Annotated in this window: 15 protein-coding genes; 6 read left to right on the top strand and 9 right to left on the bottom strand. The window is 44.6% G+C overall.

The annotated features are described in order from the left end of the window. Positions 1 to 574 precede the first annotated feature (574 nt). The gene (locus tag MHH25_RS01125) at positions 575 to 1,252 is read left to right on the top strand and encodes a PBECR4 domain-containing protein (protein WP_340018899.1); all 678 of its coding nucleotides are present in this window, start codon (positions 575 to 577) and stop codon (positions 1,250 to 1,252) included. 121 nt (positions 1,253 to 1,373) lie between these two features. Here MHH25_RS01125 and MHH25_RS01120 read toward each other — a convergent pair whose 3' ends face one another. The 9 genes from MHH25_RS01120 to MHH25_RS01080 form a co-directional block, all read right to left on the bottom strand. Beyond that, the gene (locus MHH25_RS01120) at positions 1,374 to 2,462 is read right to left on the bottom strand and encodes a low temperature requirement protein A (RefSeq protein WP_340018898.1); all 1,089 of its coding nucleotides are present in this window, start codon (positions 2,460 to 2,462) and stop codon (positions 1,374 to 1,376) included. Positions 2,463 to 2,661: 199 nt separating this feature from the next. After that, positions 2,662 to 3,618, bottom strand: a complete 957-nt coding sequence (locus MHH25_RS01115; protein ID WP_339190317.1) for a ring-cleaving dioxygenase — start codon at positions 3,616 to 3,618, stop codon at positions 2,662 to 2,664. Positions 3,619 to 3,746: 128 nt separating this feature from the next. Next, on the bottom strand, positions 3,747 to 3,974 hold the full coding sequence (locus tag MHH25_RS01110; RefSeq protein WP_076254330.1) for a DUF896 domain-containing protein: 228 nt from the start codon (positions 3,972 to 3,974) through the stop codon (positions 3,747 to 3,749). A 189-nt stretch (positions 3,975 to 4,163) separates the two neighbouring features. Continuing rightward, entirely contained in the window at positions 4,164 to 5,207 is a 1,044-nt protein-coding gene (locus MHH25_RS01105; protein ID WP_076210220.1) for an SPFH domain-containing protein, read from the bottom strand. Between the two features lie 77 nt (positions 5,208 to 5,284). Further along, positions 5,285 to 6,085 (bottom strand): TPM domain-containing protein, encoded by an 801-nt coding sequence (locus MHH25_RS01100; protein ID WP_340018897.1) that lies wholly within the window; start codon positions 6,083 to 6,085, stop codon positions 5,285 to 5,287. Further along, positions 6,082 to 7,113, bottom strand: coding sequence for a TFIIB-type zinc ribbon-containing protein (locus MHH25_RS01095; protein WP_340018896.1), 1,032 nt, complete (start codon positions 7,111 to 7,113; stop codon positions 6,082 to 6,084). Before MHH25_RS01095 ends, MHH25_RS01100 begins: the two co-directional genes overlap by 4 nt. A 36-nt stretch (positions 7,114 to 7,149) precedes the next feature. Then, positions 7,150 to 7,854 (bottom strand): PspA/IM30 family protein, encoded by a 705-nt coding sequence (locus tag MHH25_RS01090; protein ID WP_340018895.1) that lies wholly within the window; start codon positions 7,852 to 7,854, stop codon positions 7,150 to 7,152. A gap of 204 nt (positions 7,855 to 8,058) precedes the next feature. After that, positions 8,059 to 9,012, bottom strand: a complete 954-nt coding sequence (locus tag MHH25_RS01085; RefSeq protein ID WP_340018894.1) for an alpha/beta hydrolase — start codon at positions 9,010 to 9,012, stop codon at positions 8,059 to 8,061. A 110-nt stretch (positions 9,013 to 9,122) separates the two neighbouring features. After that, positions 9,123 to 9,341, bottom strand: coding sequence for a hypothetical protein (locus tag MHH25_RS01080; protein ID WP_340018893.1), 219 nt, complete (start codon positions 9,339 to 9,341; stop codon positions 9,123 to 9,125). Between the two features lie 228 nt (positions 9,342 to 9,569). Here MHH25_RS01080 and MHH25_RS01075 point away from each other — a divergent pair, with 228 nt between their 5' ends. The 5 genes from MHH25_RS01075 to MHH25_RS01055 all read left to right on the top strand — a co-directional run bounded on the left by MHH25_RS01075 (position 9,570) and on the right by MHH25_RS01055 (position 15,667). Then, positions 9,570 to 11,252, top strand: a complete 1,683-nt coding sequence (locus tag MHH25_RS01075; RefSeq protein WP_340018892.1) for a PrpR N-terminal domain-containing protein — start codon at positions 9,570 to 9,572, stop codon at positions 11,250 to 11,252. Between the two features lie 166 nt (positions 11,253 to 11,418). After that, the gene (locus tag MHH25_RS01070) at positions 11,419 to 12,405 is read left to right on the top strand and encodes a 2-keto-3-deoxygluconate permease (protein ID WP_036616292.1); all 987 of its coding nucleotides are present in this window, start codon (positions 11,419 to 11,421) and stop codon (positions 12,403 to 12,405) included. A gap of 95 nt (positions 12,406 to 12,500) precedes the next feature. Then, complete coding sequence (locus MHH25_RS01065; protein ID WP_340018891.1) at positions 12,501 to 13,796, top strand: four-carbon acid sugar kinase family protein; 1,296 nt, start codon at positions 12,501 to 12,503, stop codon at positions 13,794 to 13,796. Continuing rightward, positions 13,793 to 14,794, top strand: coding sequence for a 4-hydroxythreonine-4-phosphate dehydrogenase PdxA (pdxA, locus tag MHH25_RS01060; RefSeq protein WP_340018890.1), 1,002 nt, complete (start codon positions 13,793 to 13,795; stop codon positions 14,792 to 14,794). Before MHH25_RS01065 ends, pdxA begins: the two co-directional genes overlap by 4 nt. A 306-nt stretch (positions 14,795 to 15,100) precedes the next feature. Further along, on the top strand, positions 15,101 to 15,667 hold the full coding sequence (locus MHH25_RS01055; protein WP_100526455.1) for a TetR/AcrR family transcriptional regulator: 567 nt from the start codon (positions 15,101 to 15,103) through the stop codon (positions 15,665 to 15,667). The last annotated feature ends 112 nt before the right edge of the window (positions 15,668 to 15,779 follow it).

Below are 15,779 nucleotides of genomic sequence, written 5' to 3'. Positions count from 1 at the left end.
TCTGGTAGATTCACTTGTACATAGTCTCATATTAACAGATTCTATAGAAGAAATTAAATTAGATTTGTGCTTTTGAGAAGAAATTACCCTAACGTCAAAAGTTGCAGACACAATTACGCGGTTCCACGATGTAAGAACACGCTCATTCAATCAATTATTCGTTAAGAATACAATGATTCAAGGATAATATTTAGGGAATTATTCCGATAAACGTATGGATAATATCTCCCATTTTGTTGAACTAAAAGGCTTTTGTGGTATACTAGTGATATCAACAAATTAGGAGCGTACTGTGCTCACCAGGGTTGCAACCCTTGGTTCCACTCCGCAGTGGACTTTAAATAAGATGCGGAATAGAGTAATTAGTTGCATAACACACGGTAATACGGAATATACTATATTTGGACCCCTAGGGTCACTGGGGAAGGCGACCCCTAGTTCCACTCCGCGGTGGACTTTAAATAAGACGCGGAACAGAGCTTTTAGTCGCCACCATATTGTAATTGTGAAGGCGCTGGTTCTATCTACCTAGCGTCTTTTTTAGTTTGTAAATAGAAACTGTGAGGGAACCTATATGCTCGAAAGGATATCACATGTCCACGACTTACACTCACTAGATGTAAAACCAAGAATAGATCAGATTAACCTAAAATTGCTCCTCGACTACTACATCAGCTATCTATTACCATATCGATTTACATACCACTTGGGAGACGGCTCCATACTTCACTTAGATTTTAACAAAGAAAACTTTTGTCATCTTGTAGGCTTACAAAGTATTGTCAATAAACCTTTGAAGGAACGCGCAGCTTCAAAATATAGGGGCATGCCAGGTTTCAATGGTGTTATGAACGGTATAATTACGTTTGAAGATTTAAAAAAGAAAAACAAGGGTGGATTCAATAGTGTAAAAAGTAAATTAGTTAATTTCCATCTCATTCCCAAGCTACTTATGTCTTCAACACAAGTCGTTTACTACACTCAACCTGTTAATAGTATTAATTGTGCCCTATTAATATTTGATGTGTATCACAATGCTTACATCCATCTTGGAATAGATAAAATAGTGGAAGGAACATATGTAGCAAGAACGTTTCTTATCGAACCGATAACACAAATAAATTCGGGCACTACGTTCATTGATGGTCAAAAAGGACCCATACCCATTGTTAAGACCTTAAAAATGTTAAGACCCGATACACCAGTAGCCTCTACTGCTATCAACATCTCTGAATCATCAGATAACTATTAATGGTGTCTCATCTGGAATCGATTTCAGGTACAAACTAAATAACCGTTCTCCGGTATACTACTGGAAAACGGTTATTTAGTTTGTTTTGCTACCTAGAAGGCTATAGAATTCCTTTGATATATTAAGTCGTAAGTTTCGCATACACCAAGAAGAATAACATGTCTTCGCCCATGATCACATAAGCAGGAACCCGGTAGACCAGATCAACAAGGACAAATGCCACCAGTAACCCCACCATGACTGCCAGATGACGTGGCCGGAGTCGTAGATGTGCGTGTCTGTAACGATGGAACACAAGTGATGTCGACAAGAAATATAGTAGCGCTGATCCAAATACAAACCCTAGCATGAACACATAGTTCAACTGATTCTGATATAACAGCTGAATTGAAGCAGCGATCATACTCATAGAGATGTAGATGAACAGATGGCCGTATATGATCGCTTGCCCGGCAGTCTGAATCTCTTTGCTGACTTTTTTCTCCACGTTGTCGAAGTATTGCCACCATATCGCAATGACAAAGATGGACGTAAAGGCGGCAAACAGAATGGATTTCATATCCCAATGATCGGCTTGCAGCACAGCGATAATGCTTACCACCGATTCACCCAGCAGGATAAGTGTAAAGAGCGCGAAACGTTCCAACAAATGATGGGTCTGAACCGGTACTTTCACCAGATTTTTGCGTCCAATCAACGGAAGTACGATGTCAACGGCAATCCCCACATACAAAATCACGTAGCGTAACCAGGAATCGAAGAACAATGAACCTGATGAGATCAATATGCCAATGAGGAAACAGATACCCAAATAACGGGCCGCTCGCTGCTGATGCTCGCCTTTTGACTTGTGAGCCGTCAGATACTGAATCGCCGTAAATGCCCGCGAGCCGATATATCCTATGAAGAAGGACAAGTAGTATTGGTCAAAATGGGTAGAAAGACTCGCCGTCATGACCATAACGGACAGAAGCTGAAGGATGAGGAATATTCGATGGATCAGGATGTCTTGACCATAACGGTTAATAAACAAGGTCTGACCGACCCATGCCCACCAAACAGGGATAAAAATAAGCACAAACTTCATTAAATATTCAAACGTAATTACTCCATGTTCGGCATGTAACAAGACATGACCCGCTTTGGCGACCGCTGCTACAAAGAGCAGATCGTAAAACAGCTCCAGCCAGGTAACCTTTTTCTCCATCATCCTTCGTTGCTCCTTTAGGTTTTTCATTTACACATACACTTCGATGACGAGTAACCCTTCAATCGCTGTTATCCCCAGATTTTTCAATTCCCTTTTCCTAAGGGAAAATCCGGGGATAGCGTATACTTCCGATGTAGCTTTCTTTCAGAAAGCTTTCAGGCGAACGCTTCGCTTTTTCAGGTTTTTTCTAGAACTCTTATTAATTCGCAGCTGTAGCAGGTACGAGCGTTCTTACCACAATCGGTTGCAGATTGTCCTCAATTTGAGGGCGGTATTTCTCAAACCATTCAGGCAGCATCAATTTTTGTCCAAGCGAATCAGCAGGTTCATCTTTGGCAAAGCCCGGAGGATCTGTAGCAATTTCAAATAGAATGCCGCCAGCTTCTCTGAAGTAGATTGCGTTAAAGTACTGACGATCCCGAACTGGAGTTGGTTGGTACCCATAATCACGTACAGCTTCACTCCACTGTGCATGCTCCTCATCGTCTTTGGCGCGCCATGCAATATGGTGCACGGTACCTGCGCCGCCCATACCCAGAGCCATACGGGTCACTGGAACATCTACGACATTACCGATATCCCCGCTGGACCGGAAACGAGCATACTCTTCATTTTCACTCACTCTGACAAATCCCAAAATTTTCTCAAGAGCATCCATCGTTCTTTGCGGGTTAACACTGAACAGGACAGCACCACCGAAGCCTTTAATCGCTTTATCGGTCGGAATCCCTTCATGCGCCCAAGTGCTGGTTGCTCCCTCTTCCCGTTCAACAAGCTCAAGCCGCAGGCCTTCGCCATCTTCGAATTGAAGCAAGTCTTCATTGAAGCGACTTGTTTTGGTTACCTCAATGTTATACTGTTCCAGCCGATTCTGCCAGAAGCCAATTGACCCAGGAGGAATGACATAGGAAGTGATGCCGACCTGACCTCCACCAATTTTCCCCCGTGGTGATCCAGCGGATGGGAAGAAGGTAATGATGGTACCTGGGCTTCCGTGCTCATCGCCAAAATACAGATGATATACATCAGGTGCATCGAAGTTGATTGTTTTTTTCACCAGACGAAGTCCCAGAACTCCGGCATAAAAATCAACGTTGGCCTGTGGATCTCCTGCGAAAGCTGTAATATGGTGAATACCTGCTGTTTGAATAGTCATGATTAATTCCTCCTTGGTTTGGTAAGCATGTTTTGAATTGAGTAGGTGTTATAGTTAATTGTGTTAATTGATTTATAGTAAGTTTGTATTATCTTTAAATTAAGATATATGATCTAGCGAATTGTATTCTAGTTGTTATTTTGATTGGCCTGTTCTTGTTTCAATTTATCAGGAGTCACGTCATCGCCGTTTGGATCATAGATGGTTGCATTCAGCAGAATGTCGTTGACCGAACCGCGAAAAGTTTGCAGATATTCCTGGCGAAGACGAACCTGTTCCTCTTTCTCCATCTCAGTCAATCCGCCCTCTTTGGCTTTTCTCGAAAGTTCATTTATTCTGGTCAATGTTGGGATCATCATCTTGATCTCTCCTTGTGTAATGGATTAAAGATATTTGTTTTGGTTGCTATTTATATTTAAATTAAATATCTTAAGTTAAAGATAAATGATTTGTGAGCAGTTGTCAACTCTTTTATCAAAATTAAAAAGGGCCAGCTCCGCAATAACTCAACCACTGCTGGACTAGCCCTACGTGTATTTATTTAATTAGCCCAGCTTTTGACCACAATTCGGACAGAAGTTGGCTCCTTCATTTTTGGCTCCACAGTTCGGGCAGAAGTTTGGCTTCTTGTTGCCTTCTGTAGATGAAGATGTATTTGAATCACCGTTGCTATTTCCCGCTGGTTTCTGATCGTTATTCTGATTCTGAGACGAATTGGAATTATTGTTCTGGTTTTGGCCTTGGTTCTGGTTCATGTTCTTCATCATTTCATTGGCCATGTTCATACCCATCATCATGCCCGCCATATCCGAAGCTGCGCCGCCGCCCTGTACTTTACCGGATGAGATGCCGTCTGTCATACTCACCTGTTGATACTTTTGCAGATTACCAATCATCTCATGCGAAGCGGTCTTTGTAATCATATCCTGAATCTCTTTTGGATAGTTGAAGCTCATCACCTGGAAACCGGTAATCCCAATTCCGATGTCCATCATCTGCATATCCAGATCTTCCTGAATACCTTTGGCAATATCCGATGCATTGGCCTGCAGGTTGAACATATCCTTCCCTTCGCGGCTAATCCACTTCATTAGAAGCTGATCCAGCACGGAAGTGATTCGGATTTTGACATCCTCCACCAGATAACTTTGTTTGATGCCTGCAATCTTATCAATCAGGGTCACATAGTCACTTACTTTAAAATTAAATGTACCGTTGGCCCGAATTGGCATCCCGCCCGGGAGTTGTGGTGTTGGAATCAACACCGGACTTTGTGTGCCCCACCGCACGGTGAACTCTTTTGTATTTACAAACAAGACTTCGACCCGCATGCCACTGTTGAATCCGAATTTGAACCCTTTTAAGGTAGAAAGAAACGGAATGATCTCGGAATCGATATTAAATGATCCTTCGTCCTCGAAAATGCCTTCCACCTTACCGTTATTCAGGAAAATGGCGTCCTGACCGGAACGGATAATGAGTTTACTCCCCTTCTTGATCTCCCGGTTACTCCACTTCCAAAATATCATGTCATCTCTGAACTCTTCCCATTCCACCACATTCGAAAATTGATTTCTGAAAAATCCCATACTAATTCCCATCCCTTCTATTAGTAAGCATTGTGTGCCATCATGCCTGCGTTAAGTTATTGCGAGTGTCCGTGATGCTAGAACGATCGGCTGCTACCACTATGGGAATGGCCACCTCGGGTGGTTCCTCCACCGCCGCCTCCGCCACCATTATTATTGTTCTTCTCAATCTTGCGTTTGGTGACAGTTGTACGAATGTACCGATCCTGACGATCAATTACACTAGAATTACTGGAATCCTCATACGTTGCACGATTGACAGTAACTCGCCCGCCAGAACGATGGGTCATGATACCAACTACAATTCCTCCGATTGCCACGGATACAGCAAGTTGAAACCACGTATTGAAGAGGATATTATCCGGGTTTACCCCGGGCTTAAGATCCATATATTCGTAGGAGAGCTCCAGATATTTTTCAAAAGCCAATCTATAATTTCCATCCGATACATCTGGGGCAATTTTGGCCGTAATTTTATCGGCTCTGCCATTATCGATGTACTCTTCCCCTTTGTAAAAACCAGCCAGATACATCTTCCGATTGTACATGTCTATTGTAAGAATAACTGCGTTTCCATGCGTTTTATCGTAACCAAATCCCTGATCGTCATAAAAGTCTTCAGTAAGCAGTTTTTCACTTTTATGCTCCTCATTATTGGAGGTATAGATTACAAAGTCCGTCTGCCGTTCCGCGCCATACTGATTCGCAAGCAGATTCAGTTCACTTTTCTCCTGCTCACTCAGCAGGTTGGCCTCATCGTAGATGAGATTTTTGCTCTCCGCTGCGGATGCCGATGACATGGGAATCAACGGAGCAACAAGGGTGATCATAAGTAAAATGAGCGTAGCCATCACGGCCAGAGGGGTTCTTTTTCTCATAAGAATCCACCTCCCATAATCCAGGAAACCAGCTTCAGTGACAGTAACGAGACCGCAGATACCCCTGCGAACCATCCAGCCACTTTGGCTTTGCTGATCGGCGGTTTACCGACCACTTTACCTGTCTGACCATTCATGGCAAAGGTATACTGTGCCCGATTGTAGTCATAGTTGACCATCCACACCGGGAGCAGCACATAGTCTGCATTTTTGAGCGTGGTATCAATCTGTTTGTCCGTGTAGCTCACGCTGGTATATCCGGATACAGTTGAGGCAATATAAGAATCAATATAAGATCTCGTTTTATCCTTGGCCCGTGGAAAAAGTTCCTCGTCCGTATAACTGTATTTTTCCGCAATGTACCCCGCCAGATACGGGGTCTTGAACAATTTCAGCTGATTATATGGAAAAGGCTCAAGCTTATCCATCAGTTCATCTTTCATTTTCTCCGATGCATCGATGGGCAGGTTCACGTAATTCAGCCGAATCCGGCGGTATATATCAAAATGCTGTGTTTCCGTGTAATGGTAGTCGCCCTGGGTGTAGGATCTGACCTTGGTGCCACGACCATGCACTTCGATTTTGTTATGTAACTCATACAACCAAAACGGCACGTACATGCCAGTAATACTCTGAATCCGATCGGCGGACATGAAGCCACTTGGCGTTAAAAGGCCGTTTTTGCACCACTTTTTGAAAGCCTGCTTGGCTTGATCCTTGTTGATCGAAAAGGGAATCACCATCGCAGGGGCCAGATTGCCCGTCAGCCGATCACTGAGTACAACCGCTGCACCGCAGAAACTACATGTTGTCGCACTGGTCTCCGGTTCTGTCACAATGTCAGCTCCGCAGCTGTTACAGTGGTATTCCTTGACCTCGTTTTCGGTGAATACTTGTCTTTTCAAAGGATCGGGGATCTGCTCTATGTTGTCCTGGCGGCCGCAGCTGGGACAGGATAATGCACCTGACACACTGTCAAAGATCATGCCACTGCCGCAGTTTGGACATTTATATTCAATAACCGGCATCTGCTCACCTCAATGTTAACGAAATGGTGTAACGTATTACTTATTATTCAGCTTCTCCTGAATCGCTGCGAGTTCTTTCTCTGCACTTGGCGATGCATTCTCATTATTACCCGCATCTGAGTTCATGTCCCTCTCCAACTGGGCAATTAATTCGTCCAAATCATCTTCCTGTGCGCCAGCTCGAAGTTCTGCCAAAGCCTCTGCTTCGTTCAGCGCCTGATTCGCCTTGTCTTCCATGGCCTTCAATGCAGCATCAGCTCTGCCCGTAGATGCATTCCGTTCGTTGGCCTGTTGCTGCGCCTTTGCATCTGCCATGCGACCTTTCAGTTCTGCATGTCGCGCTTCCAGTTGCCCCAGATCTGCAACCAGTTTATCGTTCATATGCTTCATCATCTTGGCTTTGGCGGAAGCACGTTCATAGGCGGCTTGTAATTCATTCAATTTGTCAGCCAGCTTCACTTTCTTCTCCAGAAAACCACGTGCCTTGTCTTCGTCTCCCGACTCCGCTGATTTTTCCGCATACCGCTGTAATTTCTTGACCTCGGCGCTACACTCATCCAATGCTCGCTTCGCCCGGCTCTCATCCGACAACACCGCCGTTGTCTCAGCCTTCACCTGACCCAGATCACTGCTCAGGCTTCGCATATACTCATTCACGCTTTTCTCCGGGTCTTCCGCCCGCGACAACATGTGGTTCACATTGGCCTTCATCACGTCTCTAAACCTCGATAAGATTCCCATTACTTGTTCCTCCTCCGAAAAGTTCATATGTATACTATAATACATGAATACACCCACATACGTTTCACATTTCACGATGGCAAGGGGAGTTAATAGTATCCAAATCCGTACTATAAAAACGTAATATAAGAAAAGACGAGCACTTATAGTGTCGCCTTATAATCAAAAAAATCACTCATAATTATCAGTATCATTCTTCCTCAATCACAGTCCTTTAATGAACAGCACACTTTCCTCTGCAATCCGATCTGGATCCATATTATGTATGTAATGACCGCCATCTAAAATCTGATATTGTCCCATCTTCACAGACTCGATATAAGTTATTAGGTACGTTTTCCAATTCTCAACGGGTAACTCTTCTCCATTAGATATGAAAAAATACATCGGCACATCCGGAATTCCCTGTGTAGCAACTTTTGCTGCATTCTGTTTAATCATGTTGACTTCATCATTCATATTCGATGTCTGCGTATTCTTGTAGAATAGCGCCCGGTAAAGTTCCTCTTCCTGAGGAGACAGGTGATCCTCCTTAATCGCAGCGGATGAATCCACAATCCCGGGGAAAAAGCGTGTAATCCCCATTCGTGCTCCCAAACCTGTCAGACTCATCATGCCTCCCGAGGGCAAAGGATATGCTTCATATACCTCTGGAATAGCAGGGTCCAATCCAATAATCGCCTTAACTTCGGTTGGATACCGTTGTGCCCAATATAATGCTTCAATGCCTGACATGGAATGCGGAAACAACATATACGGTGGATTCTGGCCAGCTAAAGTCAGCGCTGTTCTGGTTTCTTCCAATATCGTATCGATATCGCGGGACACCTTGGCCGTTTCACTGAAGCCATACCCTGCCTTCTCAACTACAGCAATTTTGTATTGTTCAGACAATCTGGAGTAAAGTGCCTTGAAATCCAATACAGGAGCGGATTTACCCCCACCTGACAGAAAGACCAGTGTTTGTGACCCAGAACCTTCTGTATAGACATGCATTTGGTGATTATTCACGTTAACCATTGCACCTGGCGGCGACAGAATACTCAACTCACTCTTAAGCTTAATCGTATGATTCGTGAAACTAATTACAATGAACATTAGCATGACACCCAATATTGCCAAAGCACCATACCCCAATCTCTTCAACACAATTCTCATTGGTTCCCCTCCAACGTGATGTACACTCTTATTTATTTTATCATGTACATTGGAAGTTATATGAGATTTAATCCTTTTCTCATCGCGCTCTAATAAATCCCTACCTAAATCTATGGCTCCACCGGAAGGCTCTCCACCGCTGTGAAAAACACATCCAGTAGCTCAACGTTGTACGTAATGCGGACGTATTCGGTTATTAACGCCACATCCTCTTCCCTCTGATACTCCAGACATGGACGGCCCTCACTCCACAGCACCCTGCACGGGAACCTCCCGACAACATCCTTAATGATGTGATCCGGCTCAGCTACTTTATGAATGTCTCCCATATGAAATCTCCTCATTTCTCTATACTTATCGTGTGCAATTATGCATTAATTTTGAAATACATAACGATTCGATTCAGTGCACTTCATCACATTCCACTCGGAGAGTTATGAAGGCATAACACACAGGCATTTTGCAGACACAACAGGGCTGGTTCCCCCATAGGTGCCATTCCTTCGTAAGTTGGCTATAATAAGGGGATCAAAGTTTTCTATAAAGGCAGGAAAATTATGCGTACACGAGTTCACTTTATTGCTCCCTACGAATCGATGATTCCTATTATACAAGAGTGCATTCCTCGTTTTCCCCAGTTAACCATTCAGACAGACGTGGGCGACTTGGCGAACGGTGTGGAATTAGCAACTCAAGCTGAGAAAAACGGTGCAGAGATTATCATCAGCCGCGGCGGAACCGCCCAACTCATTAAAAAAGCAGTGACCATTCCCGTCATTGATGTGCAGTTATCGGGCTATGATATGATTCGTTCACTTACACTGGCAAGCCAGTTTAACGGCCAAACAGCTATTGTTGGCTTCTCCAACATCACCTCTGGTGCACAATCCATTATTGATCTGATGGATCTGCCCCTCAAGGTCTATACCATACATAGCTCGGAAGATGTGGCACGATTACTCTTGGAGTTGAAAGCTTCCGGGTACCGACAGATTGTCGGAGATGTGATCACCGTCAACACCGCGAAGACCTATGGTCTGGAGGGGTTGTTAATCCAATCTGGCCAGGAATCCATCCTTAGAGCGATGGAGGATGCACAGCTGGTCTACCGTTATTTGAGCAAAAATCATGCGATATCGATCATCCTGAATGACCTGGTTACACGGGAACATCCCAATTTACTTATTTTAAATGAACGGAATGAAGTTGTATTCGAGAACCTGACCGATTTTGAGAAAAATCCGCTAACCGATAATCACATATATCTGACCAACACCAGCCTGGAGTTCCATCAATCCCAGATCCAAAATGTGTTCATGGTGGACGATTACCAGCTCACGGTTAACGCCTATGAAACGACCCTGGACAACAAGAACTACAAGGTATATATGCTGGAAAAAGGACAACCCTATGCCTTTGCACAATTCGGCATAACAACGTTTACGGACGCATCGATGGAGCCTATCGTTGCCGAATCCCCTGCCATGCAGGCGGTATTACAGAACATTCGGGCACTCTACGAGAATCATGAACCGATCTATCTGCGGGGTGAAGCAGATTCCGGTAAATCTTTTCTGGTCAAACATATTCATCAGATGTACTCAGGTGGCGGACTCTTATTACAGATGGATCTCTCGCAAGTTCCGCCCGGTCATTTGCACAAGATACCACTCGCCAAGGTTAGAAATGTAGAGATTAACCAAATGGAAACACGTATGGAAGATCCGGAGTTGCTCGCCTTTATCCAGAACTGCCTTCAAAATCAGATTGGGGTGTTTATACTCGGGGAACAGATAATGAACCCGCAGTGGTCACTTGATCTGGAGCTTAATACAATCATGATGCCAAATCTTGCGGATAGACCAGAGGATCTGGCTCCACTGATGCAGCATTTCCTGACGGATTACTACCACAAATACGGAACTACTGCGGTGAGAATCAAAGAAGATGCTCTACAGCTGATCCAAGATCAGATCACACATATGAATGTCAACCAGCTGAAACATCTGATCAAGCAGGCTGCACTCAACGAACAAGATTATGTAATCACCACGGCTACCTTGTCCCGCTTGCTGGATCAGCAACCTTCTTCAAGCCCAATGAAGTTGAACGGTACGCTGAAGGAGATTGAGAAAGAAGTTATTCAGTTCGTGCTTCAGGAGGAAAATAACAATCAATCAAAGGCCGCAGAGCGTCTGGGGATTAACCGGGCCACATTATGGCGTAAACTTAAAGATTAACTTTAAGTTTGCGTCTTTTTTATCGCTTTTATGTGTTGCATTTTTAAACAGTTAACAGCGTATTTAAAATTTACAATAATTTATTGTTGCTATATTAAACGATATGGGATAATATAATCCCTGCAAGCGCTTCATAAAAACGATTACTTCATAAGGAGCTACTACTATGAACATTAAAGCAACTTTAGATCGCATCCCTGGCGGTATGATGGTCGTTCCCCTGTTACTTGGTGCAACCATTAATACATTCTTCCCGAATGCCCTGCGCATTGGCGGATTCACGGAAGCACTTTTTGTTAACAGTGCCAGTACGTTGATTGCCCTGTTCCTGTTCATTGCGGGTACACAGATTACGTTTAAAACAGCAGGTTCCTCTGTCGGCAAAGGTTTGACCTTGCTTACGTTCAAATGGGTGATTGGTGCAGCCCTTGGTTTTATCGCTATTTTGTTCGCGGATTCAAACGGGTTATTTCTCGGTCTGGCCCCGCTTGCCATTATTGCTGCGATGACTAACTCTAATGGCGGTTTGTACATTGCTCTCGCCGGCCAATACGGGAAAGAAGATGACAAAGCAGCCTACCCTTTCCTCGCTCTCAGTGATGGTCCTTTCCTGACCATGGTAGCGCTCTCCATCTTTGGTGCGATGGGTTTTGCAAACGGTATGTTTTCCCCTATGGCCTTTGTTGCGGTATTGCTTCCACTCATCGTTGGTGTCATTATTGGTAATCTGGACCGCAATCTGGCGGAATGGCTGCATAAAGGCAGTGACAAACTTGTTCCGTTCTTTGCATTTGCTCTGGGTATGAACATTAGCTTCTCCTCCATCATTCAAGGTGGTCTTAGCGGAATTTTACTGGGTGTGTTAACCGTGTTATTAACGGGCGGAATCGGTTTCCTACTCTTTAAAGCCATCGGCTGGAACCCCATCGTGGGTGCTTCCGAAGGTTCAACAGCCGGGAATGCCGTAGGTACACCTGCTGCCATCGTGGCTGCTAATGCTTCATTTGGCCCAATTGCCGAGATTGCTACGGTGCAAATTGCAGCGAGCGTTGTAACAACAGCCATCCTGTTGCCGATCTTCATCGGGTTCCTCTCCAAACGATTAGAGAAATCAGGTGGAGTCGAGAAATACAATCAACGACCAACCACATAAATGGGTATCACCTGATTTAATGTGCTTAATCTGTGCTTAATGGATGATCTGAACGGACTTTTTATTAAATTGTGCTTACAAGGAGGGATGACTGCATGAAATTAGCCATTATTGCAGATGATTTGACCGGTGCCAATGACAGCGGGGTGCAGCTTGCCCGTCACGGCTTAAAGACCAGTGTTCTTTTTAATATAGATGAAGGCCCTCTTACACGTTACGATGCCGTCGTCTTTGATACAGATAGTCGTTCCATATCCTCGCAGGAAGCGTATGACCGTGTATATCAGGCTGCTGAATTGCTGACGAACAACGGATTTGAGACGATTTTCAAAAAAATGGACTCCACCATGCGTGGTAATATCGGCATCGAGATTGATGCTGTATATGATGTCGTAAAGCCGGACTTTATGATGATTGCCCCGGGTTATCCAAAAAATAACCGGACGATATTTGAAGGAATCCATTACCTGAACGGCGTTCCGCTGGCAGATACTGAAATTGCCCATGATCCGAAGACACCTGTAACGATTTCCTACCTTCCGGACTTGTTGAAACAACAGACCAAGTACGAAGTTGGCGAGATCACCGTCGCCGATCTGGAAGCCGGGCAGAATCATATTCGCACCAAGCTAGAGCAGTTGAAAACAAAGAATATCCCGTATGTAATGGTGGACTCCACCGAAGAAAGACATCTGGAACTGATTCTGCAGATGACTCGCGAGTTGGAGTATACCTTTACTTGGGCAGGTTCGGCGGGCATTGCCAATTACCTCCCCGCACATTACGAGTTGGAATCCAGGGCTTCGTCACTTGATATCCCGGAGAATCCCGGTCCAATCCTAACGGTGGTTGGCAGCGTGAACAAAAACTCCCGAGAGCAGCTGCATCGCTTGATGCGCAAGTCCCGCGTAGCTTCAGTCTCCTTCCATTCTTTCAAAGCGGTATCCGCAACCGCAGACCGCGCGGAAGAGATGGAACGTGTATATAACGAGGTTCGAGACAAAGCGCTGGAAGGACAAGATGTTGTCCTCTACTCCACCGCTGAACAGGTGGATATCGAACTGGCACGAGCAACGGGCGAAATTCGTGGTCTCAATCACACGGAAGTCAGCAACGAGATTGTACTTGCGATGGGTGAGATCTGTGCCAAACTGCTGGAAGAGGGATTGTTCAAAGGGGTATCCATGACCGGTGGCGATACAGCAAAACAAATCTGTCTGAAATGGAATATTAGCGGCTTCGAGTTGCTGGATGAGCTTGAAATCGGCGTGCCGATCTCCAAGTTTATAGGGATTGATGATCTGCATGTGATTACCAAAGCAGGCGGATTCGGTAAACCGGATGTCTTTATCCATGCGATTCAAAAATTAAAAGGGGGTATTCTCGTATGAAACCTACAATTGGAATTACGATGGGCGACGCAGCAGGTATTGGACCGGAGATTATTATGAAAGCACTGGGTCATCAAGAAATGTACGATCAGTGCAATCCACTCGTTATCGGTGATGCAAAGATTCTGGAGCGTGTGTTGCCAGTCATCGGTTCAAGTCTGAACGTTAATGCGATTCAAGAGCCTTCTGAAGCCAAGTATGAATTCGGTACTGTGGATGTGATTGATCTGAACCTCGTTCCTGCGGATCTGGAATACGGTAAAGTATCTGCCGTGGCTGGAGATGCAGCATTCCAGTTTCTCGCCAAAGCCATTGATCTTGCCAAAAAACAGCAGATTCACTCCATCTGCACCGCACCTTTGAATAAAGAAGCTCTCCATCAAGGGGGGCACCTGTATCCGGGGCACACCGAGATTCTGGCTGACCTGACCGATACACAGGACTTCTCGATGATGCTGACCACGCCTAATCTGCGCGTTATTCACCTGACAACACACATGGGTCTGATCGATGCCATTGCAAGTATTAACCCGGAAAGAACCTACACCGTCGTGAAGCTTGCTCATGATACGTTGAAAAAAGCAGGCTTTGAGAATCCGCGCGTTGCCGTATGCGGAATCAATCCTCATGCTGGAGAGAACGGCTTGTTCGGTAATGGAGAAGAAGAAGAGAAACTCCAGCCCGGCATTGAGCGTGCACAGAAGGAAGGCATTAACGTCGTTGGTCCACTCCCGGCGGACACACTCTTCTTCCGCGCTGGTCGCGGCGACTTCGATATCGTCGTAGCTTGCTACCACGACCAAGGCCATGCGCCGATCAAAGTAATGGGCATTGAGGAAGGCGTGAACATCACCGTTGGTCTGAAATGCGGTATCATCCGTACGTCTGTTGACCACGGTACGGCCTTTGATATCGCTGGCAAAAATATCGCCGATGATAAAAGCATGTTGGCTGCCATCCGCTCTGCTATTGAGCTGGCGCCGAAGGATCAGGGATAACATCAAGATTCATTCGGTACATGCGTGAGTCTGATCGTAAGATCAATTGTATTCGTATCGGTATATATTCGGTATTCAATAAATAGAAGGAAAAAGGCAAACCCTCTGTAAGTTCAAGGGTTTGCCTTTTTGTATATCGTCCGCCCATTTATCCAGAACAATAGTCTTGGTTGGTATTATGGCCATCAAACATATGCTAAACTGATCATAATAAGCAAGTAAAATGAAGAACTTCTACAGACCTGCAGTACACATCGATTACGTGAAGTTCACACCGACTTTAAATGATAAAAAGGAAGAGATTTAATGGGACGAAAACAATCTTTTACTGAAACAGAGCTACTGGACACAACTAAAAAATTAGTACTTGAGCATGGCTATGACGGTTTTCATCTCAAGCTGCTCTCACAGCATCTGTCCGGAGCCCGGAGCACGATATATCAATATTACGCGAATAAAGAAGAGATCGTCGCTGCTTGTATGAAGCGATCAATTGCAACCGTATTAGAGAATTCATTAGCCATTGATGAGACTGATCCAATGGATGCTCTTGAGCAACTGCTTCTGATCTACGCAGAAGAATCTACGCTCCATCAACTTCTGGGAGATGCCAGTAAAATTAATACAACTAATTCTGCTGCGGCAGCGAGAGATCTTGAATTTATTGAGGAAGCACATAGGACCCTAAAAATTCAATTATCACGCTTGTTTGAACGCGCTCAGCAGGATCAAGCCCTGCGACAAGATATTCCTCTACCTGTACTTATTGGTGTTTTTTTTAACTTAATTAATACTCCTAATATGCTAAATATCCCTACGCCTGATTGGGGAAAGTTGCTGTTCCAAATGTGGATCGGAGGAGCCAAGAGCTAACTTTATTCTTGGCTTTAATTTGACACAAGTGTCATTTATATCGTTTAATAATGAAGACCGCGTGGCTGTACCTCTAATTTGACACATGTGTCAATAAAAATGAAAGAAGGAG

This window comes from Paenibacillus sp. FSL H3-0457 (assembly GCF_037981725.1).
GTDB lineage: Bacteria > Bacillota > Bacilli > Paenibacillales > Paenibacillaceae > Paenibacillus > Paenibacillus amylolyticus.
This window is presented reverse-complemented; position numbering and strand designations above follow the sequence as displayed.

Bases quoted from the DNA above. Each gene is read 5' to 3' on its own strand.
- MHH25_RS01125 (WP_340018899.1), top strand. From the start codon at position 575: ATGCTCGAAAGGATATCACATGTCCACGACTTACACTCACTAGATGTA.
- MHH25_RS01120 (WP_340018898.1), bottom strand. From the start codon at position 2,462: ATGATGGAGAAAAAGGTTACCTGGCTGGAGCTGTTTTACGATCTGCTC.
- MHH25_RS01115 (WP_339190317.1), bottom strand. From the start codon at position 3,618: ATGACTATTCAAACAGCAGGTATTCACCATATTACAGCTTTCGCAGGA.
- MHH25_RS01110 (WP_076254330.1), bottom strand. From the start codon at position 3,974: ATGATCCCAACATTGACCAGAATAAATGAACTTTCGAGAAAAGCCAAA.
- MHH25_RS01105 (WP_076210220.1), bottom strand. From the start codon at position 5,207: ATGGGATTTTTCAGAAATCAATTTTCGAATGTGGTGGAATGGGAAGAG.
- MHH25_RS01100 (WP_340018897.1), bottom strand. From the start codon at position 6,085: ATGAGAAAAAGAACCCCTCTGGCCGTGATGGCTACGCTCATTTTACTT.
- MHH25_RS01095 (WP_340018896.1), bottom strand. From the start codon at position 7,113: ATGCCGGTTATTGAATATAAATGTCCAAACTGCGGCAGTGGCATGATC.
- MHH25_RS01090 (WP_340018895.1), bottom strand. From the start codon at position 7,854: ATGGGAATCTTATCGAGGTTTAGAGACGTGATGAAGGCCAATGTGAAC.
- MHH25_RS01085 (WP_340018894.1), bottom strand. From the start codon at position 9,012: ATGAGAATTGTGTTGAAGAGATTGGGGTATGGTGCTTTGGCAATATTG.
- MHH25_RS01080 (WP_340018893.1), bottom strand. From the start codon at position 9,341: ATGGGAGACATTCATAAAGTAGCTGAGCCGGATCACATCATTAAGGAT.
- MHH25_RS01075 (WP_340018892.1), top strand. From the start codon at position 9,570: ATGCGTACACGAGTTCACTTTATTGCTCCCTACGAATCGATGATTCCT.
- MHH25_RS01070 (WP_036616292.1), top strand. From the start codon at position 11,419: ATGAACATTAAAGCAACTTTAGATCGCATCCCTGGCGGTATGATGGTC.
- MHH25_RS01065 (WP_340018891.1), top strand. From the start codon at position 12,501: ATGAAATTAGCCATTATTGCAGATGATTTGACCGGTGCCAATGACAGC.
- pdxA (WP_340018890.1), top strand. From the start codon at position 13,793: ATGAAACCTACAATTGGAATTACGATGGGCGACGCAGCAGGTATTGGA.
- MHH25_RS01055 (WP_100526455.1), top strand. From the start codon at position 15,101: ATGGGACGAAAACAATCTTTTACTGAAACAGAGCTACTGGACACAACT.